Origin of the sequence: Listeria sp. LM90SB2 (assembly GCF_028867355.1) — a bacterium.
GTDB classification, from domain to species: domain Bacteria; phylum Bacillota; class Bacilli; order Lactobacillales; family Listeriaceae; genus Listeria; species Listeria monocytogenes_B.
In genome coordinates this window covers 78253-94885 of the sequence record NZ_CP046449.1, presented here as the reverse complement: position 1 = coordinate 94885, position 16633 = coordinate 78253, and the positions used below count along the sequence as shown (strand labels likewise).

General features: G+C 36.2%; 19 protein-coding genes, 1 tRNA gene and 3 pseudogenes. 3 read left to right on the top strand and 20 right to left on the bottom strand.

Annotated elements, in window-relative coordinates; translation table 11 throughout:
• Positions 1 to 19: 19 nt before the first annotated feature.
• Positions 20 to 709: a cyclic nucleotide-binding domain-containing protein gene (locus tag GL301_RS00485; protein WP_003724921.1), complete on the bottom strand. Its 690-nt coding sequence runs from the start codon at positions 707 to 709 to the stop codon at positions 20 to 22.
• A gap of 390 nt (positions 710 to 1099) precedes the next feature.
• On the opposite strand from GL301_RS00485, the gene GL301_RS00480 reads away from it, so the two are divergent.
• Complete coding sequence (locus GL301_RS00480) at positions 1100 to 2083, top strand: aldo/keto reductase (protein ID WP_274758821.1); 984 nt, start codon at positions 1100 to 1102, stop codon at positions 2081 to 2083.
• A gap of 55 nt (positions 2084 to 2138) precedes the next feature.
• The gene (locus tag GL301_RS00475; RefSeq protein ID WP_003724919.1) at positions 2139 to 2507 is read left to right on the top strand and encodes a MerR family transcriptional regulator; all 369 of its coding nucleotides are present in this window, start codon (positions 2139 to 2141) and stop codon (positions 2505 to 2507) included.
• A 66-nt stretch (positions 2508 to 2573) separates the two neighbouring features.
• On the opposite strand, the gene GL301_RS00470 is transcribed toward GL301_RS00475, so the two are convergent.
• The 7 genes and pseudogenes from GL301_RS00470 to GL301_RS00440 all read right to left on the bottom strand — a co-directional run bounded on the left by GL301_RS00470 (position 2574) and on the right by GL301_RS00440 (position 7037).
• The gene (locus GL301_RS00470; protein ID WP_003724918.1) at positions 2574 to 2915 is read right to left on the bottom strand and encodes a hypothetical protein; all 342 of its coding nucleotides are present in this window, start codon (positions 2913 to 2915) and stop codon (positions 2574 to 2576) included.
• Positions 2916 to 3040: 125 nt separating this feature from the next.
• On the bottom strand, positions 3041 to 3385 hold the full coding sequence (locus tag GL301_RS00465; protein WP_003724917.1) for a DUF7957 family protein: 345 nt from the start codon (positions 3383 to 3385) through the stop codon (positions 3041 to 3043).
• A gap of 183 nt (positions 3386 to 3568) precedes the next feature.
• Positions 3569 to 3673: pseudogene (locus GL301_RS00460) on the bottom strand (hypothetical protein); the annotation flags it as partial.
• 184 nt (positions 3674 to 3857) lie between these two features.
• Positions 3858 to 4235 (bottom strand): DUF7957 family protein, encoded by a 378-nt coding sequence (locus GL301_RS00455; RefSeq protein ID WP_003724916.1) that lies wholly within the window; start codon positions 4233 to 4235, stop codon positions 3858 to 3860.
• Complete coding sequence (locus GL301_RS00450) at positions 4217 to 5740, bottom strand: LXG domain-containing protein (RefSeq protein ID WP_003724915.1); 1524 nt, start codon at positions 5738 to 5740, stop codon at positions 4217 to 4219. Before GL301_RS00450 ends, GL301_RS00455 begins: the two co-directional genes overlap by 19 nt.
• Before the next feature lie 180 nt (positions 5741 to 5920).
• Positions 5921 to 5993 (bottom strand) — tRNA-Lys (locus GL301_RS00445).
• Between the two features lie 87 nt (positions 5994 to 6080).
• Positions 6081 to 7037 carry a 2-hydroxyacid dehydrogenase family protein gene (locus GL301_RS00440; protein ID WP_010958669.1) on the bottom strand — a complete coding sequence of 319 codons (957 nt, stop codon included), beginning with the start codon at positions 7035 to 7037 and terminating at the stop codon, positions 6081 to 6083.
• Positions 7038 to 7167: 130 nt separating this feature from the next.
• Between GL301_RS00440 and GL301_RS00435 the strand changes: the two genes are divergently transcribed.
• On the top strand, positions 7168 to 7806 hold the full coding sequence (locus GL301_RS00435) for a pentapeptide repeat-containing protein (protein ID WP_003742409.1): 639 nt from the start codon (positions 7168 to 7170) through the stop codon (positions 7804 to 7806).
• Between the two features lie 21 nt (positions 7807 to 7827).
• Here GL301_RS00435 and GL301_RS00430 read toward each other — a convergent pair whose 3' ends face one another.
• The 12 genes and pseudogenes from GL301_RS00430 to GL301_RS00375 all read right to left on the bottom strand — a co-directional run bounded on the left by GL301_RS00430 (position 7828) and on the right by GL301_RS00375 (position 16626).
• Positions 7828 to 8880: a bifunctional transcriptional activator/DNA repair enzyme AdaA gene (locus tag GL301_RS00430; protein WP_274758820.1), complete on the bottom strand. Its 1053-nt coding sequence runs from the start codon at positions 8878 to 8880 to the stop codon at positions 7828 to 7830.
• Positions 8877 to 9650 (bottom strand): isocitrate lyase/PEP mutase family protein, encoded by a 774-nt coding sequence (locus GL301_RS00425; protein ID WP_003724912.1) that lies wholly within the window; start codon positions 9648 to 9650, stop codon positions 8877 to 8879. Before GL301_RS00425 ends, GL301_RS00430 begins: the two co-directional genes overlap by 4 nt.
• 237 nt (positions 9651 to 9887) lie before the next feature.
• Positions 9888 to 10337, bottom strand: coding sequence for a hypothetical protein (locus tag GL301_RS00420; RefSeq protein WP_003728376.1), 450 nt, complete (start codon positions 10335 to 10337; stop codon positions 9888 to 9890).
• A complete protein-coding gene (locus GL301_RS00415; protein ID WP_003728377.1) occupies positions 10325 to 10609 on the bottom strand; it encodes a hypothetical protein in 285 nt (94 codons plus the stop codon). The genes GL301_RS00420 and GL301_RS00415 overlap by 13 nt, the downstream gene beginning before the upstream one ends.
• Before the next feature lie 68 nt (positions 10610 to 10677).
• A pseudogene (locus tag GL301_RS00410) lies at positions 10678 to 10876 on the bottom strand (hypothetical protein); the annotation flags it as partial.
• 839 nt (positions 10877 to 11715) lie between these two features.
• Positions 11716 to 12438 carry a membrane protein gene (locus tag GL301_RS00405; protein WP_010958667.1) on the bottom strand — a complete coding sequence of 241 codons (723 nt, stop codon included), beginning with the start codon at positions 12436 to 12438 and terminating at the stop codon, positions 11716 to 11718.
• Positions 12439 to 12574: 136 nt separating this feature from the next.
• Positions 12575 to 12868: a hypothetical protein gene (locus GL301_RS00400; protein WP_003728380.1), complete on the bottom strand. Its 294-nt coding sequence runs from the start codon at positions 12866 to 12868 to the stop codon at positions 12575 to 12577.
• A 166-nt stretch (positions 12869 to 13034) separates the two neighbouring features.
• Positions 13035 to 13358: an Imm59 family immunity protein gene (locus tag GL301_RS00395; protein WP_010958666.1), complete on the bottom strand. Its 324-nt coding sequence runs from the start codon at positions 13356 to 13358 to the stop codon at positions 13035 to 13037.
• Complete coding sequence (locus GL301_RS00390) at positions 13359 to 13778, bottom strand: TNT domain-containing protein (RefSeq protein ID WP_149806079.1); 420 nt, start codon at positions 13776 to 13778, stop codon at positions 13359 to 13361.
• 141 nt (positions 13779 to 13919) lie between these two features.
• Positions 13920 to 14072, bottom strand: a pseudogene (locus GL301_RS00385) (TNT domain-containing protein); the annotation flags it as partial.
• Between the two features lie 420 nt (positions 14073 to 14492).
• Positions 14493 to 14927, bottom strand: a complete 435-nt coding sequence (locus tag GL301_RS00380) for an SMI1/KNR4 family protein (protein WP_009918314.1) — start codon at positions 14925 to 14927, stop codon at positions 14493 to 14495.
• 1 nt (position 14928) lies between these two features.
• The gene (locus GL301_RS00375) at positions 14929 to 16626 is read right to left on the bottom strand and encodes a ribonuclease YeeF family protein (protein WP_010958664.1); all 1698 of its coding nucleotides are present in this window, start codon (positions 16624 to 16626) and stop codon (positions 14929 to 14931) included.
• Positions 16627 to 16633 lie beyond the last annotated feature (7 nt).

Genomic DNA, 16633 nt, shown 5'->3' with positions numbered 1-16633 from the left:
TTTTTCAAGTCTTATACCATTAGAAAACATTACTCTTATGCTTTCTTTCATTAAGCTTTATTTTCTGGTGCTCATTTTCAAGAATTTCTATCCTCTTTTCTCTGCCTTTAAGTTTCCAGGGCGAAGATTTTATATCTAATATTCCTTCCGCATGTAATTCGTTTACAGTAGAAGAAATGGTAGAGATGGAACAATTCGCTAACTGTGCCAAAACATTTATTTGAAGCCATTCAGGAAAGATGGGTGTTTTATTATTAGATTTATTATTTTCTAGCAAGAAGTTGAGCGTTGAAATAATTTTATTTTTTGAGTTCTCTGTCCCAAGAAATGCTTGTCTTCGCATGTCTTCTTCGTTTTTCTCCGCAATCTGTAGAAAAAAATTGGATAAAATCTGATCTTTTTCTAATTTCCCAAAAGCTGTTTCAGCATTGATAAAACAAATTTCTGAAGTTTCGAAAGCTTTCAATACTATTTGATTTCTAGTAGGAAAAATTAAACTTTTCGAAAAAAAGCATCGTGCTATGCCTTTTTTCTTCCCACTAATTTCTTCAAATATTGCGCCACTTTTCACCAATAGAATATCTTCTCGATCTAGCGTAAAACTTTCCCACGCCTTTATTCGTTTGCGGATATACGGAAAATTATTTTGGAGATAAGCATATATTATCGCGTCTTTATGCATATAATCATGGTAATCGATATACTTCATTCTTGTTATCACCCTTTCTGAATTTCCATCATAAATATTATTATCTTAGAAAATACGTTTAATTCGTATACTCATTTACAACTGATTTACGTGATTTTGAGTATTTGTCGACATTTTTTCGTAACATTTCTTGATGTATTAGTACTATTAAAACTACCAAAATCGTTCCTAGCGCTTATTTAAGACAGCTTTTATGCAATTTTTCCTTCCAAGAACAAAGAATAAGCCCCCATCAATAAAATAAAATTAATCATCGCTTTTGTTAAACTATCTCATGCTCTTAAAAATAAATTAGTTACGCTTGACTTAAAGTTCACTTCAACTGATAAACTAAATACAACATCCTGATATTTCTAATTTAAAAATTTGGTTTAAAAGGAGCATATTTTTATGAAAAAGAGACAATTAGGAAACACTGGTTTAGTAACTTCAGAGCTTGGGTTCGGCTGTATGGGACTCAATTATCACCGGGGACCTGCGAAAGATAGAAAAGAAATGATTGAAGTCGTACGCACTGCAATGGATGCAGGGATTACGATGTTCGATACTGCTGAAGTGTACGGACCTTATACTAATGAAGAACTTGTCGGAGAAGCTTTAGTTGGCAAAAGAAACCATGTTCAAATTGCAACAAAAGGTGGTTTTAAAATTAATGGTTTAAATAACGAAGTCGATAGCCGTCCAGAAAGCATCAAGGCCGCGGTTGAAGGCTCTCTCAAACGGCTAAAAACGGATTACATTGATTTATATTACATTCATAGAATTGACCCCTCTATCCCAATTGAAGAGGTTGCCGGAACCATTCAGAATTTAAAACAAGAAGGAAAAATTCTACACTGGGGACTTTCCGAAGCCAGCGCAAAGACAATACGCCGTGCTCATAAAGTAGAGCCACTAGCTGCTGTTGAAAATGAGTATTCCATCTGGTGGCGAGAAGCTGAAAAAGAAATATTTCCGGTTTTAGAAGAACTTGGCATCGGGCTTGTCGCATACAGCCCACTAGGTCGCGGTTATTTAACTGGCGAATTGGATATAAATGCTAGCTTCAATGAAAACGACAACCGCGGTGGCTTACCAAGATTCCAAAAAGAAGCCATGGAAGCCAACCAAGTACTACTCGATTTTATGAAAGAAATAGCCGACGAGCAAAATGTCACAACGGCACAACTCGCCATCGCTTGGATACTTGACCAAAAACCTTGGATCGTGCCAATTCCCGGAACAACAAAACAAAGCAGAATTAAAGAAAATATCGCCTCCACGGACATTCGTTTTGATGACGGAGCACGACAAAAAATAGCTGATGCTTTATCGCAGATTGAAATTGTTGGTGATAGATACTCAGCAGCTGAAAATAAACGCATCGGAAAGTAGGCATTTCCTATTCAAAATGGTATCCTTATGAAAAACACACAGAAGAGGTGATTAAATGGCTTTTTCTATCGGTGAATTTTCCGAACTAGTAGGCATTCCCAGTAGCACCCTTAGATTCTACGAAAAAGAAGGCTTAATAACCCCTGACCGCGACAAGAATAATTTGCGCATATACAGCGAAGAAGACGCCAATTGGCTAAAATTTTTACTGCACTTAAAAGGCGCCGGGTTATCGGTAGAAGAATTAAAGCAGTACACAATTTGGCGCGCAGCAGGAGACAGCACTATTTCCGAACGATTAAATATGTTAAAAAAGAAAAAGGTTATTTTGGAGCAAGAGATTGAAGACTTGCAGAAGAATTTGGATACAGTGGTTAGGAAGATTGGGATTTATGAAGAGAAGGTTAAGACTAGACGAGTTTAGCTAGGTGAATTTTTCTCGTGTACAGTAAGAGACCATTTACAACAGCATATAGAAAAAGACAACCTGTTATGGGTTGTCTTTTTTGACGTTCTTTTTATCGTAAAGCTTTTTTGCTAGGGAAAAGATAATAGTTATTGCAAGGAAAATTAAGAGAAAGTTTATCATTAGATTGGGCCATTGGATAGTTATACCCTCGTTTCCCGAGAAAAACATCTCCGTAAATGCACCTTTCTTATCTGTCGTACTAATTACAGTTAGCCATCTAAAAGGTGCTCCATATATGTATTCATAAAAACTCACTTTACTTCCATCAGCTATCGCAAATGTTGGGGGTATGATAAATAACGTGGTGATTAGGAGGATAGAGGTTGCAAATAATCGGTTAGTTAGCCATTGTAGTTTTTTCATGTTAGCTCCTTTTGGGTGAAGGTTGGTTTTCCAATTTGGGATTTTATAAAAACATTGCTAAAACATTTAGGCCCTTTTTAAATATGGGTTGCAAGGGTTCTGAACGAGACAGTAAAATGTATTTTTTATTTTACAATTTCCATTTTTTCAGGAATTCCATTTTTTTCACAAACTTTATATTTTCTTCCGCTAAAATCTGTAGCGTAAAGTATTCCTTCTTTTACATTAATCAAAGTATAAACATCATTATCTCCAACGGGTCTCTCTCCTATTTGCCATTTCCGTTCACCCGTATAAGAAAAAGCATAAATATTATGAAAATCATCAAACGTATATTCTTGGTTGGCTGGTATATCTAATAAAACATATACATGATTTTTATCTTCTCTCAAAGTTTGTATTGGATACTCAAATGTGTATTCTTGGTTTTCAAAAATTAATTTATTATTCATATGAGTTATCTTCGTCATAAGCTTTTTCCTCATCTTTGTGTTTGATTCTTTCTTTAGCAAATCTATCAGCTTAACTACCTCAACATCATATCCTCTAAAAAGGTCTTATATTCTCTTGTGGACAGTTCACTTGATATATTTCTCTCATGAGAAAGTACCTTTAGCCAATTTTCACTCATCTTCATTTAAAAATTATTCAAATTAAGTTATCGCTTTAAATGGTGCGTGCCCTGTTTCAGCATTTCTTAATAATGTCGGCTTTCTAAAGCGCAAACTTATTTCCAACTTAAAAATAGTTATTCCTCCGTAATTTGTTTACTTAATCACATGAGTTTTCATTTATTAACTCTTCAATATCCTTGATTTCACCCGTATTATCATTTAAATCCAGTAATTACGAGACTTTTAGTCCACCTCGCTACCTTTAATAGTAAATCCAATATCCTAATAAACTTCAACAAACAAAAATTTATTAGAGTAAAAGGAGAGTTTATTTCACTATTCTCACTTGGTTGAGTTCACCATTTTCTTGATTAACTTCAAACCTCCGCCCCATGAAATCTGTTACAAATAAATCGTTCTCTTCGATATCCATACCTACCAATGGTGCGCATATATAAACATTATTTCCTTTTGGCGCAACATTTTTTATTTGCCATTGAATTTCACCCAATTTATTAATTGCATATACATTACTTAAAGTGTTTTCATTTAATTCTTGACCAGGAACAACCAATAATCTCACAAATAAACAGTTATCATTCTCTTTTAATTCTACAATTTTATTCTTAAATTCAATGCTTTTTCCAAAAGCAGTTAATTTATTATCAATGTATTCTGCGTTAATTGTCACTTTAATCCGCCCCATTCTGAGATTTTTCCGAGTTCTTTAAATTCACCAATGAATTGACCTTTCAAATCAAATTGTATACCCCCACCTTTATTTTCGAAAAGAGGATTTACTTCTCCCATTCTGATATTGCTGCCTTTTGGCAAAGTAACTTCTCCAACAAATTTGGGTATATTAGGTAATGCAAATTTATCTTTAATTTGAGTCGGTGTTAAACCTTTTATATCCTCTGCTTTCATAAGCCATCCACCATGTAGTTTTGAACTTCCCCCATCATATACCCTGACAAATTTAGTTTCTACCAAAAGTTCTAAATCTTGGACAGGTGTTTTAGGTGTATATGGAGGTTGATCATAGTTTTGTTGATGCCAATATTTATTGACACTTTCAGCAGAGTCATACTTCTTTATTTTCACTTTATTATTTAAATCGCCCAACAGGTCATCTAAATAATCATAACCCTTCAGTTTATTTTTCTTACCAAATGTCACACTCCCTCTAATCGCAGCCGTACTCAACCCAAGCCCCAGCACAACATCCGCTAACCCACTCTTATCTATAAACCCTTTCCCAGCTTCAACATATGCCGAGGTAGATAAAATACCGCCAGTTAGTCCATCATACTTGTTACCATTTAGATAATAAACACCATCTCGCCAAGCTTTATTGATTTTCTTATTCAAGTCTTCATTAGTAATAATCGAATAATCTTCTGGATTAAGATATTTTCCGTTTTTTTCTAAATAGGCTTTAAGTTCGGCATTCTCCACTCCTAAGCCGTCTCGCTCTAATAACCACATCACCTGTTCTTTTCCATTACTATCTAAATATACCACTGCAAGCACTGTGTAGTCTTGTAGTTCTTTTATAATATCTTCTTTTATTCCTCGTGCTTTATTTAAAGCTTGTTGCATGTGGCTCACTGTAGCGTGATTCAGCTTACTTAGATCGTAAGTGCCTGTCTGGCTGTTGAACTGGATATTCGACTGGAGTTCGCGGATGGTCTGCTGAACTGCTTGAACTAAGTCAATCAAATGGTCAAAAAAGCTAGCGTGGCTTTGTTCAAATGACAAATATTTCTCGAGAATGTTTTCCTGTTTATACGCAATAGCTAACTGAGAACGATAATTCTGCATTTGCCCTTCTGTTCCACTGTTCATTCGCTGTGCTAAAGCTTCTTTTTTGCTTTCTATTCGGTCAATCATTTTACCCAGTTCATATAAACCGTCCGCATCGATTTTGGCATCTGGTGAGCTATCAACTTCGGCATGAAAATCTTGGATGTACTGCCCCAATCTTTCTTCACTTTCGTCCATAGCTTCGATTATTGCATCACAGAGAGGGAAATAAGTCATTTGATAATAATTTTTCGATGCATCAACTGCTTTTCCTTTTAAACTATTATCTCCCACATACTTTGTCACGGCCGCTTTGATAGATTGGATAGTTTTCCTTCCTGGTTCATTGGCTGCACGTAGCTGGTATAAAAAAGCTTGTATTTCTCCGATGTCAATTCTACTCACTGAAACAACTCCTTTTGTATATCATGTAGTAAATTATTAGATACTTTGAAATTCCACTTATTTTCTATGTAATCGATAAATAATCAAAAAGAAATCAGCTTATTATTGAAATTATTAACATTTTGCCCGTAAAAACGACAAAACACCAACGACTTTAACAGTCACTGGCGTTTGTTTTTATGGGTTGTGAGGGTTTCGAACCCCCGACCCGCTGATTAAGAGTCAGCTGCTCTACCAACTGAGCTAACAACCCGTTGTCGTATTCCGACAAAAAATATTATACCATAATTCAGCGATAAAACACAGCCGCAGCCACTCGCTGCGGCTATATTTTTCGGTATTAATAAACAGAATGTAGTGGTGCTTTTCCTGCTAAGACAGCTTCAACATTTGCAATGGCTATTTTGCCCATTGCTGTGCGTGTTTCCACAGTTGCGTTTCCGATATGGGGTGTTAATACGACATTATCCAGTTTAGCCAAATCCTCGCCAATCTTAGGCTCGAACTCAAACACATCCAGCGCAGCGCCGGCGATAACGCCTGTTTCTAATGCCTTAATCAGTGCAGCTTCCTCTACAACAGGACCGCGAGCAGCATTGATCAAAAAGGCACTTGATTTCATCGTTTTCAGTGTTGTTTCGTTCAACAGATACTTCAAGCTGGGACTGTATGCCGCATGGATTGTTACAACATCGCTGCGCTTCAATAATTCTTCCTGACTCACAAACTCTGCATTCCACTCTTTCGCTGCTTCTTTCGGATGGTGCCCAGAATAAATAATTTTCATTCCAAAAGCAGCCGCACGTTTTGCAACAGCTTGTCCGATTCTTCCTAATCCAATAATTCCGAGCGTTTTGCCACTTAATTCAGTACCTAAAAAGAACGTTGGTGCCCAGCCTTTGAATTGCTCGGGGGTTTCGCGGCATAATCGGTCGCCTTCTGAAATTCTCCGTGCTACGTCCAAAATCAATCCAAGCGTTAGTTCCGCCGTTGCTTCCGTTGACACATCTGGCGTATTGGTCACTGCAATGCCCAATTCTTGCGCTTTTTTTACATCGATATTGTCAAAACCGGCACCAATATTCGCCACGATTTTAAGATTTTTTGCCGATTCCAATACCTTTGCCGAAATTGGGGAAGAAAGCGGGCAAATAATCGCATCCACTTCCGTTACATTTTTTATTAACTCTGCTTCTGTAATATTTTCCTCACCTGAAAAAGCTTTAACGTCCCATTTGCTAAGAGCTTCCATCGTTTCTGGTAGTAATTTTCCTGCCACAAATACGCTCGCTGTCATCACGTTCACTCCTCAACTGCCATTTTTATTCTACATTCATTGTAATCCGTTTTTTATGAAAGGTAAACGATTTTCCGCTCCTTTTCCTAGCAAAATACGGTATAATGAAAGCGGAAGTGAGGTCGATATAATGAAAAAAATTACTGCGCCGCGGATTCCTGATGAGGATTTGACGGTTTATCCGAATGATACATATTTTATTGAAGATATTGGAGAAGTTAGTGAGCAAATCTTTAGAAAAACAACGCTAACTGGGGAAATTTTCGAGCATTTTCATTTAGAAACGATTATTTTTGATGGGTGTGTGTTCGATTCTGTTTCTCTTGTAAGCGCGAATTTGACTGATGTTGTATTTAAAAATTGTGATTTGTCGAATTTAGATTTAATGGGCGCAATTATTCACCGAGTTCGTTTTGAAAATTGTAAATTAATTGGTGTGAATTTCAGTGATGCTACGCTTAGAAATTGCGTTTTCGTTGATTGTTATGCGGATTATGTTGCCTTTCGTTATGCTAACTTGAAATGGGTGGCGTTTGAGGCGGGCGCGTATACGAATAGTGATTTTAGCGGGGCTCAACTGGTCGATACCTATTTGGAACGGCTTGATTTGAATAAAGCGCAGTTTTTAAATTGCGCGCTAAATGGTGTTGATCTTAGCTCATGTATTTTTGAGTCTATCACTGCAATGCCGCAAGATTTGAAGGGCGTGAGCATTGATTTTTCGCATGCTCCTGCTTTGATGCCGTTGTTTGGGATACGGGTTAAATAATTGAAAAAAGATGGTTCCGCGTTACCTTGGAACCATCTTTTCATGTTTAATTAGCCATTCTTTGCGCGCAAGACCGCCACCGTAGCCTCCTAATGCTCCGTTAGTATTGATTACACGATGGCACGGGACGATGAGGGATAATTGGTTAACCCCATTTGCTCTTGCCACAGCTCGACTTGCTGTTGGCCGCCCTAGTTTTTCTGCCAAACTTTTGTACGAAATTGTTTCGCCTATCGGAATTCGTCGCAGTTCATTCCAGACACTCTGTTGAAAATCTGACCCGATATAGCAAATCGGTGTTTTAAAATCAATCAACTCACCATTAAAATATCGCGCTAATTCGGCTTCTATTTGTTGAATTATTACTGTTTTTTCAGGTGTAATAGCCGCGTTTAAGCGCATTCGTAATTTTTTAATTTCTGTTTCCAAGCCTTTTCGATCAACAAATTCCAGAAGCAATAGACTATCATCATCAGAAATTGCGAGCATTGATCCAAGTTTAGTCTCAAGCCAAGCGGAGTATAAAATGGTGATATCGTTTGATTTATGAGGAACCTCCCCCATCGTTTTTGAAAAAGCATCTCGGAACCCATTTCCAGACTCATAACCACTTTCAATTTGTGCATTAATGATCGAATTTCCACCCCGAATATGCTTAAAAGCAAGACCGAGACGCCGCGAACGCGCATACTCAATAAAAGTCATCCCAAACTGCTTCTTAAACTGGCGCCGCGCTGTATTTGCGCTAATGGATAATTCATCAAAATCTTTATCCGTCCATTTTTTCTCTGGATTTTTCTCAATTGCATCAACAAGCAACTTCACAGCTGGCGACAATTTCGTCGGATTGGAGAGTGGTTCACAACGCTTGCAAGGCCGGTAAGATGCAAGTAGCGCCTCCTTGGCTGTACTGAAAAACTCACAATTCTCTTTTAAAGGTTTCTTCGCCGGACACGTTGGGCGACAAAGTATTCCCGTCGTTTTCACTCCAACAAAAAATACGCCTTCATAATTCGAATTTTTCTCCACTAACATATCATAATATTTATCAATATCCCGCTGATTCGTTATCACAAGGCTTTCCCTCCTTCGAAAATCCGCTCAACTTCCAGCTGAATCGCTAAATTAGCCTGAAAAAAACTAAACGGTCCATAACTGATTCTTTTCACACCGATTTTTTGTAAGTCCTCGTTTGAGAGCATCCCATCCATCCTCATGACGTTGACCGGAAGCGGTGATTTCTCCACAAATGCGCGAATTAATTTTGGTAATAGCAGACCCGGAATAAAAATAGCATCTGCCCCAGCCTCCTTGTATGCCTTTGCCCTGTCAATCGCTTCTTCCAACAAGTCTACCGTCTCATCCCGCCCTTGGAAAAAGACATCTGTACGCGCATTGATAAAAATTTCCGTACTCATTTTCGCCGCCGTTTCTTTGATTGTCTCGATTTTATCACATTGCTCCTCAGTACTGCATAACCCCGGATTTGTAACGCCAATAAGCTGATCTTCCAAGTTCACACCACAAACACCAATCGCTAGCAACCGCTCCACATTCTGAGCCAGTTCCTCTAAATTTCTAGCATACCCAGTCTCTATATCCACCGTTAGCGGCAAACTCACATTCTTGGCAATGCGCGAAATAACTAAAAACATTTCGTCAAAAGTTAAATGCTCCCCATCCACAGCGCCGAGTGACTCTGCAATTGCATAACTGCTTGTCGCTATTACTGGTGCTCCGCCTTGTTGGATTGCTCTGGCAGAAGCGACGTCCCAGCAGTTGTAGAGGATTAGTGGGGTGGGTAGTTCGTGTAGGGATTTTAGTTTTTTAAAGTTTTTTGTCATTGGTTTCAACTCCATTTGTTAGGATGGGGTTAGTATAACAGGTGTGGGGGTTGGGGGTACCAGGAAAATTAACATGGATGTTTTTTTATTTTTTGGATTGAGTCTAATTTATATGTAAGTGTTGCCTTTTTCTTTCTCTGCTTGTTATTGTCATATTCAAAGTAGTTCTTAATTACTGCAATCCTTGGATAGAAAACCATTAGGAACTTTACAAAATAGTTATTTATATTAAGCTCCCTATTCTTCGATATGAAATTCTTTAAAATTAAACTTGCAGTATGCAGTGAAAAGGTGTTCTGGGAATAAGGATACTCCAGCTATACCAATAAGAATACATACAATAAGAAATAGACTTATTATAATTTCTTCAAGTTCTCCACCAATTAACATTCTTATTAGAATAAACAAACCAAAAGATCCAAAAATTAGAAAATAAGTTCCTTTACTTAAATTTAAACCTAAATTACTCCGTTTCTGTTGCAATTTCGAATCTTTTCTATAACCGCCTTTATCTAATTTTCTCTTAAAACGAAAAGAAAAAATAGCAAACGAAATTACCCATATAATGCATAATGTAATATAAGCATTGGTAATAAATTGAGCAGTTACTAAGATTTCATTTTCAAGAAGGTAAAATATATCAAAATAAAATACCCTTATTATCATAAATATCATCAATTGAAACATACATACAATAAATATTGAACATTTTGGAATTTCATTGCCATTTTTTTAGGATATAATATAAGTAAAGGCAGGGCTGGAATTGTTGCTAATAAAACATCTAATTCCGTTGTGTCAAAATCTCCAGGCAATCCAGCCATAACGACTCCTTGTATCCAAATCAGAAAAATAAACGCTACATAAAGAAGCGGTAAATTTTTTCTGATAATTAGTGGATGAAATCTTAAGCCCATTGTGAAATCTAATGTGTATATTTGTTCTAAATCTATTTTCATAACAATTCCTCCTTTTTTTATAATTAACTTACTTTACTCCCAATCCAAAACCTATTATCCCTCCACCTACTGCTCCATGCCGACTCATAATAGCAAAAATCACCTAATAGAATTGTAACTGAATTGTTAGTAATTAGTTGATTTTGTCTGGTCATACTTCTTTTTATCGTTCTCATACACTTCTAAGGTTTCATCATTTAAATAATCTGCTTCTGGCGGTAACTTCACTGTTATAAGTTGTTCATGCTGCGGCTTCCCTTCATTACTTGAGAAAATCTACTACTCTACTTATTCACATTTGAACTTATAATTATATATGTATAAATATTTCATCTTAGACTACCCAATTTACTTTATATCTCTACACAATCAGAGTTCAAAGTCTGGTGGAGCGATTTTAATCCGTTTCGATTAATTTTTGGATTAAACTCCATCTCTTTTTCTATATTTTTTATGAAAAGCCTTATATCTCCAATCGTCAACCGAGTTTTTATCTTTATACTCGTTCTTTTTACCAGTCCCATATTTCTATAATAATTTGTGTTGCTAAAAAACCATGGACGCTAGTTTACCGTTCATATCGTTCATGATTTCAGCAATCATTTATATTTGTCATGCCTATTATCATCCCGCTGAAAACCCTCAATTTTTGATTATCATTTTTGGGAATTCAATTAAATATCCTCACTCATCATAAGGATCAATTCCAACACACACATCCACATAAGGCACATTTTCCACATAATTCAATACTATGAAAATAGGCGTAATAATTTCTTTCCTATTACTTTCCACATATTCTACCATTTTCTCAAGAGTAACCGGCAGCCGCTTCTCCAAATCACCAACAACTCTAGTATGCAACATATTTTTGATTAAAAAGTATTATTGAAACGTGACTCCTTCTACCTCGCCAATAGTCGATTTATCTACTTCTGCCAAAATTTTTATTTCATAATAAATATAAATTTAATTACTGAAAATCTTAAATAAAAACACTGTTCAAAGTTACTAACTACAAATTTGCCATAGGCCGATTTTACTAATACTACAATCTGCACATATTTATATCATTCCTTCATAAATTAACTATTTTGATGATATTTCTATTCTTCTATATGAAACTCCTTAAATTTAAATTTACAATATGCAGTAAAAAGTTGTTCTGGAAATATGACAATTCCCATAGAACACAATGCGATACCTACAATTTCTATAGAAATAATCATTATATCTACCATTATTCCTCCAACAATTTGTGAGGACAATATAAAAACAAAAAATGCTCCTATTAATATGTAAGATCCTTTGCTTAACTTCAATCCTAAGTTACTACGTTTTTTTTGAAGTTCAGAATCTTTTCTATAGTCTCCATTTCTTAATTTTTTTCTAAAATGAAAATAGAAAAAAATAAAAGCTAAAACCCATAATACTAATAAAAATACATATGAGGCGACCAGAGTCTGGGCTGTTAAACTAACCATGTTTTGAATAGCATAAATCAAGTTAGAATAAAAGTATCTTATAACCATAAATACTAAAAACTGAAAACAACAAATATATAATAGGTATTGAAGGTTTTGAAATCTTATAGTCATTTTTTTGGGATACAAAATAATATAACAAAGCAAAGCCAGTAGGACTAAAGGCATATCTACTTTAGTTATATCTAGATTTCCCGGAAGCCTATTCATAAAGTCACCTTGTAGCCAAGTCACAAATAAAAGCAATAAGAAAATCAACTTTATATTATGCCTAATTTGCATTGGCCTATATCTTAAACCCATTGTAAATTCTATAGCATATATCTGTTCTAAATTCTTTTTCACATTATACTCTCCTTAAATTTTTTTATTTTTTGCTATTATAGTCTAACTTTTTTAGTGAAAAGTATTATTTTTATCAAGTTTTTTTGGTTTTTAAAACAGAAAATCCTCAATACTTCACAGAACTAATCCGCTTGCTCTATTTCGCTTCCACCCTAAACCAATCTTCCAAATCTTGCATTTTTTCGTTAATACTATTTTTCCAAGTATCTTTTGTACCGTTTAAGCTCAGAATCGTATCCAACACTAGTCCAACTCCTAGTCCACCTATTGCACCTGGAAGCCCAAAAGAACTACCTACTTGTCCAAGTACTGCTGTTAAACTTCCTGAAACACCCACATCAACTGTTGAATTCACTGTAATCTTCCTTACATCTGTATATCCTTGAAAACCATCTGCTAATTCACTATTTATATTAGATGTAACTGTCATTGCTATACCAATTAAATCTAGCTAATTTCACCTCTTTTATTCTCTTTGTTTTACTAATATTTCACTGGTTATACGCTAAAATACTACCTTTAAAGTTGTTAGTCCCATAGTTATTGCCAATATCACTTGTTGGTGTAGCAATTGCTATGCTATTTGTTCCTTGATTTCATTTCTCCCATAATGCACAAAAATATTCTGGTGGTTCGCCATCTCTCACTCTTCGTCGATTCTGCAAAATACTAAGTTGTAATTTAAACAAAAAATTATGATACGCTTCAAAAAAGTTTTCAAATTGTTTTTTCCCAGAAATGGAAGCGCGCTCTCCCGTTGTATAGACTTCATAGTGGTTTTCTATATATTCAATCCTTACTTGATACTCAATCCTATTTACCTTTTCCCCTTCAAAAATGGCATGTCTTAATGGCGTGTAACCTAACAAATTCACAGCATCTTCAATTATATTTTTATATTCTCTTAACTCTTCAGTCATTTATTTTATCTCCTTTAAAAGATTTAATCTTTCATACCAATCAACAACTGTCGCTAGCTGGATTTGTGTACCTCCTCCAGCCCCAAAAACTTTTGCTATTTCGCCTATTTGTGGCGTTGCCATGCTTTTAATGCTAAAGTCATAATAAGCCATATCGTCTATAAATTTCGCTTTTTCCTTAGAGGGTAAATTATCAAACGCCTTCACAACATTCTCTATATTAATATCGGTCACTACTTCATACTGATGATACGTTTTAGCACTTTCAGGATAAGGTAATCCTCTTGTATCATAAGCTAAAATGTTCCCATCTTCTACAGGGCTAGTAAATTTACCAAATGAGTTTCCATATCGATCAATAATCTGACCTGCTTTCAAATCAGCATTTACCGTAATAGGTTTTCCAGCCTTATCTACCACAAATCCATCCGCTTCTGGCCACTTGATATTGCCTTCTTTATCTAAGTATTCTGGTGAACGGACTAATGCACCGTCTTTTGCTTTATAAGCAATTTCTCCATTTTCTAAGGTTACTTTTTGGGGTGAGAAATGCTTACTAGTTTCCTCAATTATACCAGCTTTCCCGCCGCCCTTCACATTCAAATTATCCATGTTTCGCATAACATCTTTCAGCTTTTTCTTCGCGGCTATCGCGGCGGCTCCGGTAGCACTTTGTTCCGAGATACTGCCTCCTACCGCAAAAGCGAGCACTTCCATTTAGATAGAAACATTCAAGTATATGTTAGAACAAATGATTATTACCGTGAACCAGCTGAATATGTATGCAAAAAAGGCTTAATAAACTAATTGACTATTCTATTAAAGAAGTTCGTAAAAACAGAATAACAAACCTTAGCATTATGAAAAATTGAAAAAATATTAAGATAGAAAATACTGTACCTATACAAATTATTAGCTTATTCATAGCTTTATAAATGTTCCTTTATATTCCATTCACCCGATTGCAAAACCCGTTTCCTAATTGAACATGCCTCCACCCTCTTAAAACCCCATAAGTATACCCCACAGGAGAAACTCACCCTATGGGGTACACTGTTTACTAAAGAAGGTCTATCATTTCAACGAGACTACGTCTTCGAATTGTAACCATTTCTAAAAATATTTCTTCTTAGTTTAATCAATTAAATCCATATAATACAAATCATTTTCTGATATTTTTGCAAGAAAATCTTCTAGGGAATCGGCAATTTTAAATTCATCATAATAGATTTTATTCTTTTCCTCTGTTGTTAATTTAATTGAAATTAAGGCTGTTTCGCTACCTTCAAAAAAGATAATCTCTTCTTCAAGTTCATCATAAACTTCAATATCTGGAAAAAATTCATAATCATTTTGCTTTAATCGAAAATCTCTAATAGAATACGGGTCCATGATACGATTAATATTGTATTTAGAACCTTTAATAAAGCCATACCCAACATTTAAGAAAAAATCTTTTAGCTCTTTTGGAATTTTTAAATCTAATGTCTCTTCCACTTCTTCTATCTCTTCTAATGATACTGGATAAAAGCTATTATTTTTATTTGATACTAGATAACTATACTTCATACTATTTACCTCCATTATAAAGTTCATTTCCTGGTGCACCAGAACCATGAATACCACCTTGATGCTCATCAGGAAATTTAGCAGGATGAATATTCCACCATTTGTGTTCTCCACCATAAGAGTTTTCAATTATATGATGAGCATCATAAAGTTCTCCTTTTTTCCTTAAAACTTTTCCGGTTTTCTCTGAAATCACATCCTCTGTATAAGTTGGCCATATTTGATCAGTTTGCTTTTCCCATTCATCAATTAATGAATTCTTAATTTTATTAAACTCCCGTCTATATCTCTTAGTTTCTGAAGGAGTCATCTTTTTATATTCAGTATTTCTTAATGCATTTTTTAATTCTTCCATTTGTTTTTTGGGTATTTTTCTATTTGTCTGCGTTTCAACATCACGAACATATTTTCTGATTAGTTCTCCATCAATCTTACTTTCAGCCCCACTGGCTCCCTTAATTATATCATCTTTCCCGCCGCCCTTCACATTCAAATTATCCATTCTCCGCATCATATCTTGTAGCTTTTTCTTCGAGGCGGCTCCAGCGGCGCTTTGTTCCGAGATACTGCCTCCTCCCGCAAAGGCGAGTTGCTCTCTCGGTGGAAGTGTGAAGGTTTCTTTGGTTTTGTTTTGGATGGTTTTGGCCATCGTGCCGATATCGTCGAGGTCTTTGGTGAGTTTCTTTTGGACAGCTTCGCTGACTTTTTTCGCATTGGCTAACCGGAGATCCATCGCTTGTTTTCCTGCTTGAATGCCATTGTCGATGGTTCCTTTGCCGACGTTCTTGCTACCTGCTAAAGCATTATCGCCTACGCGGACAAGTTTCGAGCCGGCACTGGCAGCTTTCGCTCCTGTGCTCAATGCTTTCACACCTGGAACGATATCTAGCAGTGCTAAACCACCACGAAGCGCTCGTTCTTCCGCACTTAGTTCTCGGCCAGATACCCAGTCCTTCCCGCTTATCGCCGAACCAGCTTCTAAACTCCCGTATCCTACGGCTAAGGCAAGGCCGGCTGGTGGGCAGAAAATACTGACACCCACAATCACCACGGTTGCCACAATGTTGACCCAAAATTCTTTCTCTTGTTGTTCATCTTTAATCGATTTATATTCAAATGCCCGACTATGTAACATTCCCATTTGAAAGTCTTTCTTACTCACATCTTGATCTGGATTCGCTCGTTGCCAGTCCCTGTATTGTAGTTGCATTTGGTTTGCGTAGAAGTTATCGCCATTCATCAAGTCTTCGATCGTCGCATTGTCTTTCACGGATTCAATTACTTGTGGCTGATTGCCGTAAGAAGACATGTACGTTTGTTTCGACTTCGCACCAATCCGGTTGGTGGTAGAATACGTCGAAATACTCAAATCTTGCATGCCATCCACAAACGCGTCCAACTTCTCGTAAAAAGGTTGGTCTACCAGGGTTTCCATCTTTTCCCCTGCATGACAACTAAACTTATACAATACCATCAAATCGTCTTCGATAGCGCTGTACTTTCCACGATAGTTGGTGTGTTGAAACGAAATCGCGTGGTCTGAGTCCAACTCTTGGATATCTTCTTCCGCTTCTTCCATATTTTTCGATACTTTTTCTAAATTATTGAATAAACCGCCTACCCAATTCGCTGCGGCAAATGGGGCGAGGGCACTTTTGGCTTCACGCCAGTCGTCTTCTCGGTAGTTGACTTCCTTCATTCATCTG

Coding starts and splice junctions, on each gene's coding strand:
- GL301_RS00465 (WP_003724917.1), bottom strand. CDS start 3,385: ATGACGAAGATAACTCATATGAATAATAAATTAATTTTTGAAAACCAA.
- GL301_RS00420 (WP_003728376.1), bottom strand. CDS start 10,337: ATGTTTCAATTGATGATATTTATGATAATAAGGGTATTTTATTTTGAT.
- GL301_RS00425 (WP_003724912.1), bottom strand. CDS start 9,650: ATGACAAAAAACTTTAAAAAACTAAAATCCCTACACGAACTACCCACC.
- GL301_RS00415 (WP_003728377.1), bottom strand. CDS start 10,609: ATGAAAATAGATTTAGAACAAATATACACATTAGATTTCACAATGGGC.
- GL301_RS00375 (WP_010958664.1), bottom strand. CDS start 16,626: ATGAAGGAAGTCAACTACCGAGAAGACGACTGGCGTGAAGCCAAAAGT.
- GL301_RS00470 (WP_003724918.1), bottom strand. CDS start 2,915: ATGAAAAAACTACAATGGCTAACTAACCGATTATTTGCAACCTCTATC.
- GL301_RS00455 (WP_003724916.1), bottom strand. CDS start 4,235: ATGGGGCGGATTAAAGTGACAATTAACGCAGAATACATTGATAATAAA.
- GL301_RS00475 (WP_003724919.1), top strand. CDS start 2,139: ATGGCTTTTTCTATCGGTGAATTTTCCGAACTAGTAGGCATTCCCAGT.
- GL301_RS00380 (WP_009918314.1), bottom strand. CDS start 14,927: ATGAAGTATAGTTATCTAGTATCAAATAAAAATAATAGCTTTTATCCA.
- GL301_RS00435 (WP_003742409.1), top strand. CDS start 7,168: ATGAAAAAAATTACTGCGCCGCGGATTCCTGATGAGGATTTGACGGTT.
- GL301_RS00480 (WP_274758821.1), top strand. CDS start 1,100: ATGAAAAAGAGACAATTAGGAAACACTGGTTTAGTAACTTCAGAGCTT.
- GL301_RS00485 (WP_003724921.1), bottom strand. CDS start 709: ATGAAGTATATCGATTACCATGATTATATGCATAAAGACGCGATAATA.
- GL301_RS00400 (WP_003728380.1), bottom strand. CDS start 12,868: ATGACAGTTACATCTAATATAAATAGTGAATTAGCAGATGGTTTTCAA.
- GL301_RS00395 (WP_010958666.1), bottom strand. CDS start 13,358: ATGACTGAAGAGTTAAGAGAATATAAAAATATAATTGAAGATGCTGTG.
- GL301_RS00440 (WP_010958669.1), bottom strand. CDS start 7,037: ATGACAGCGAGCGTATTTGTGGCAGGAAAATTACTACCAGAAACGATG.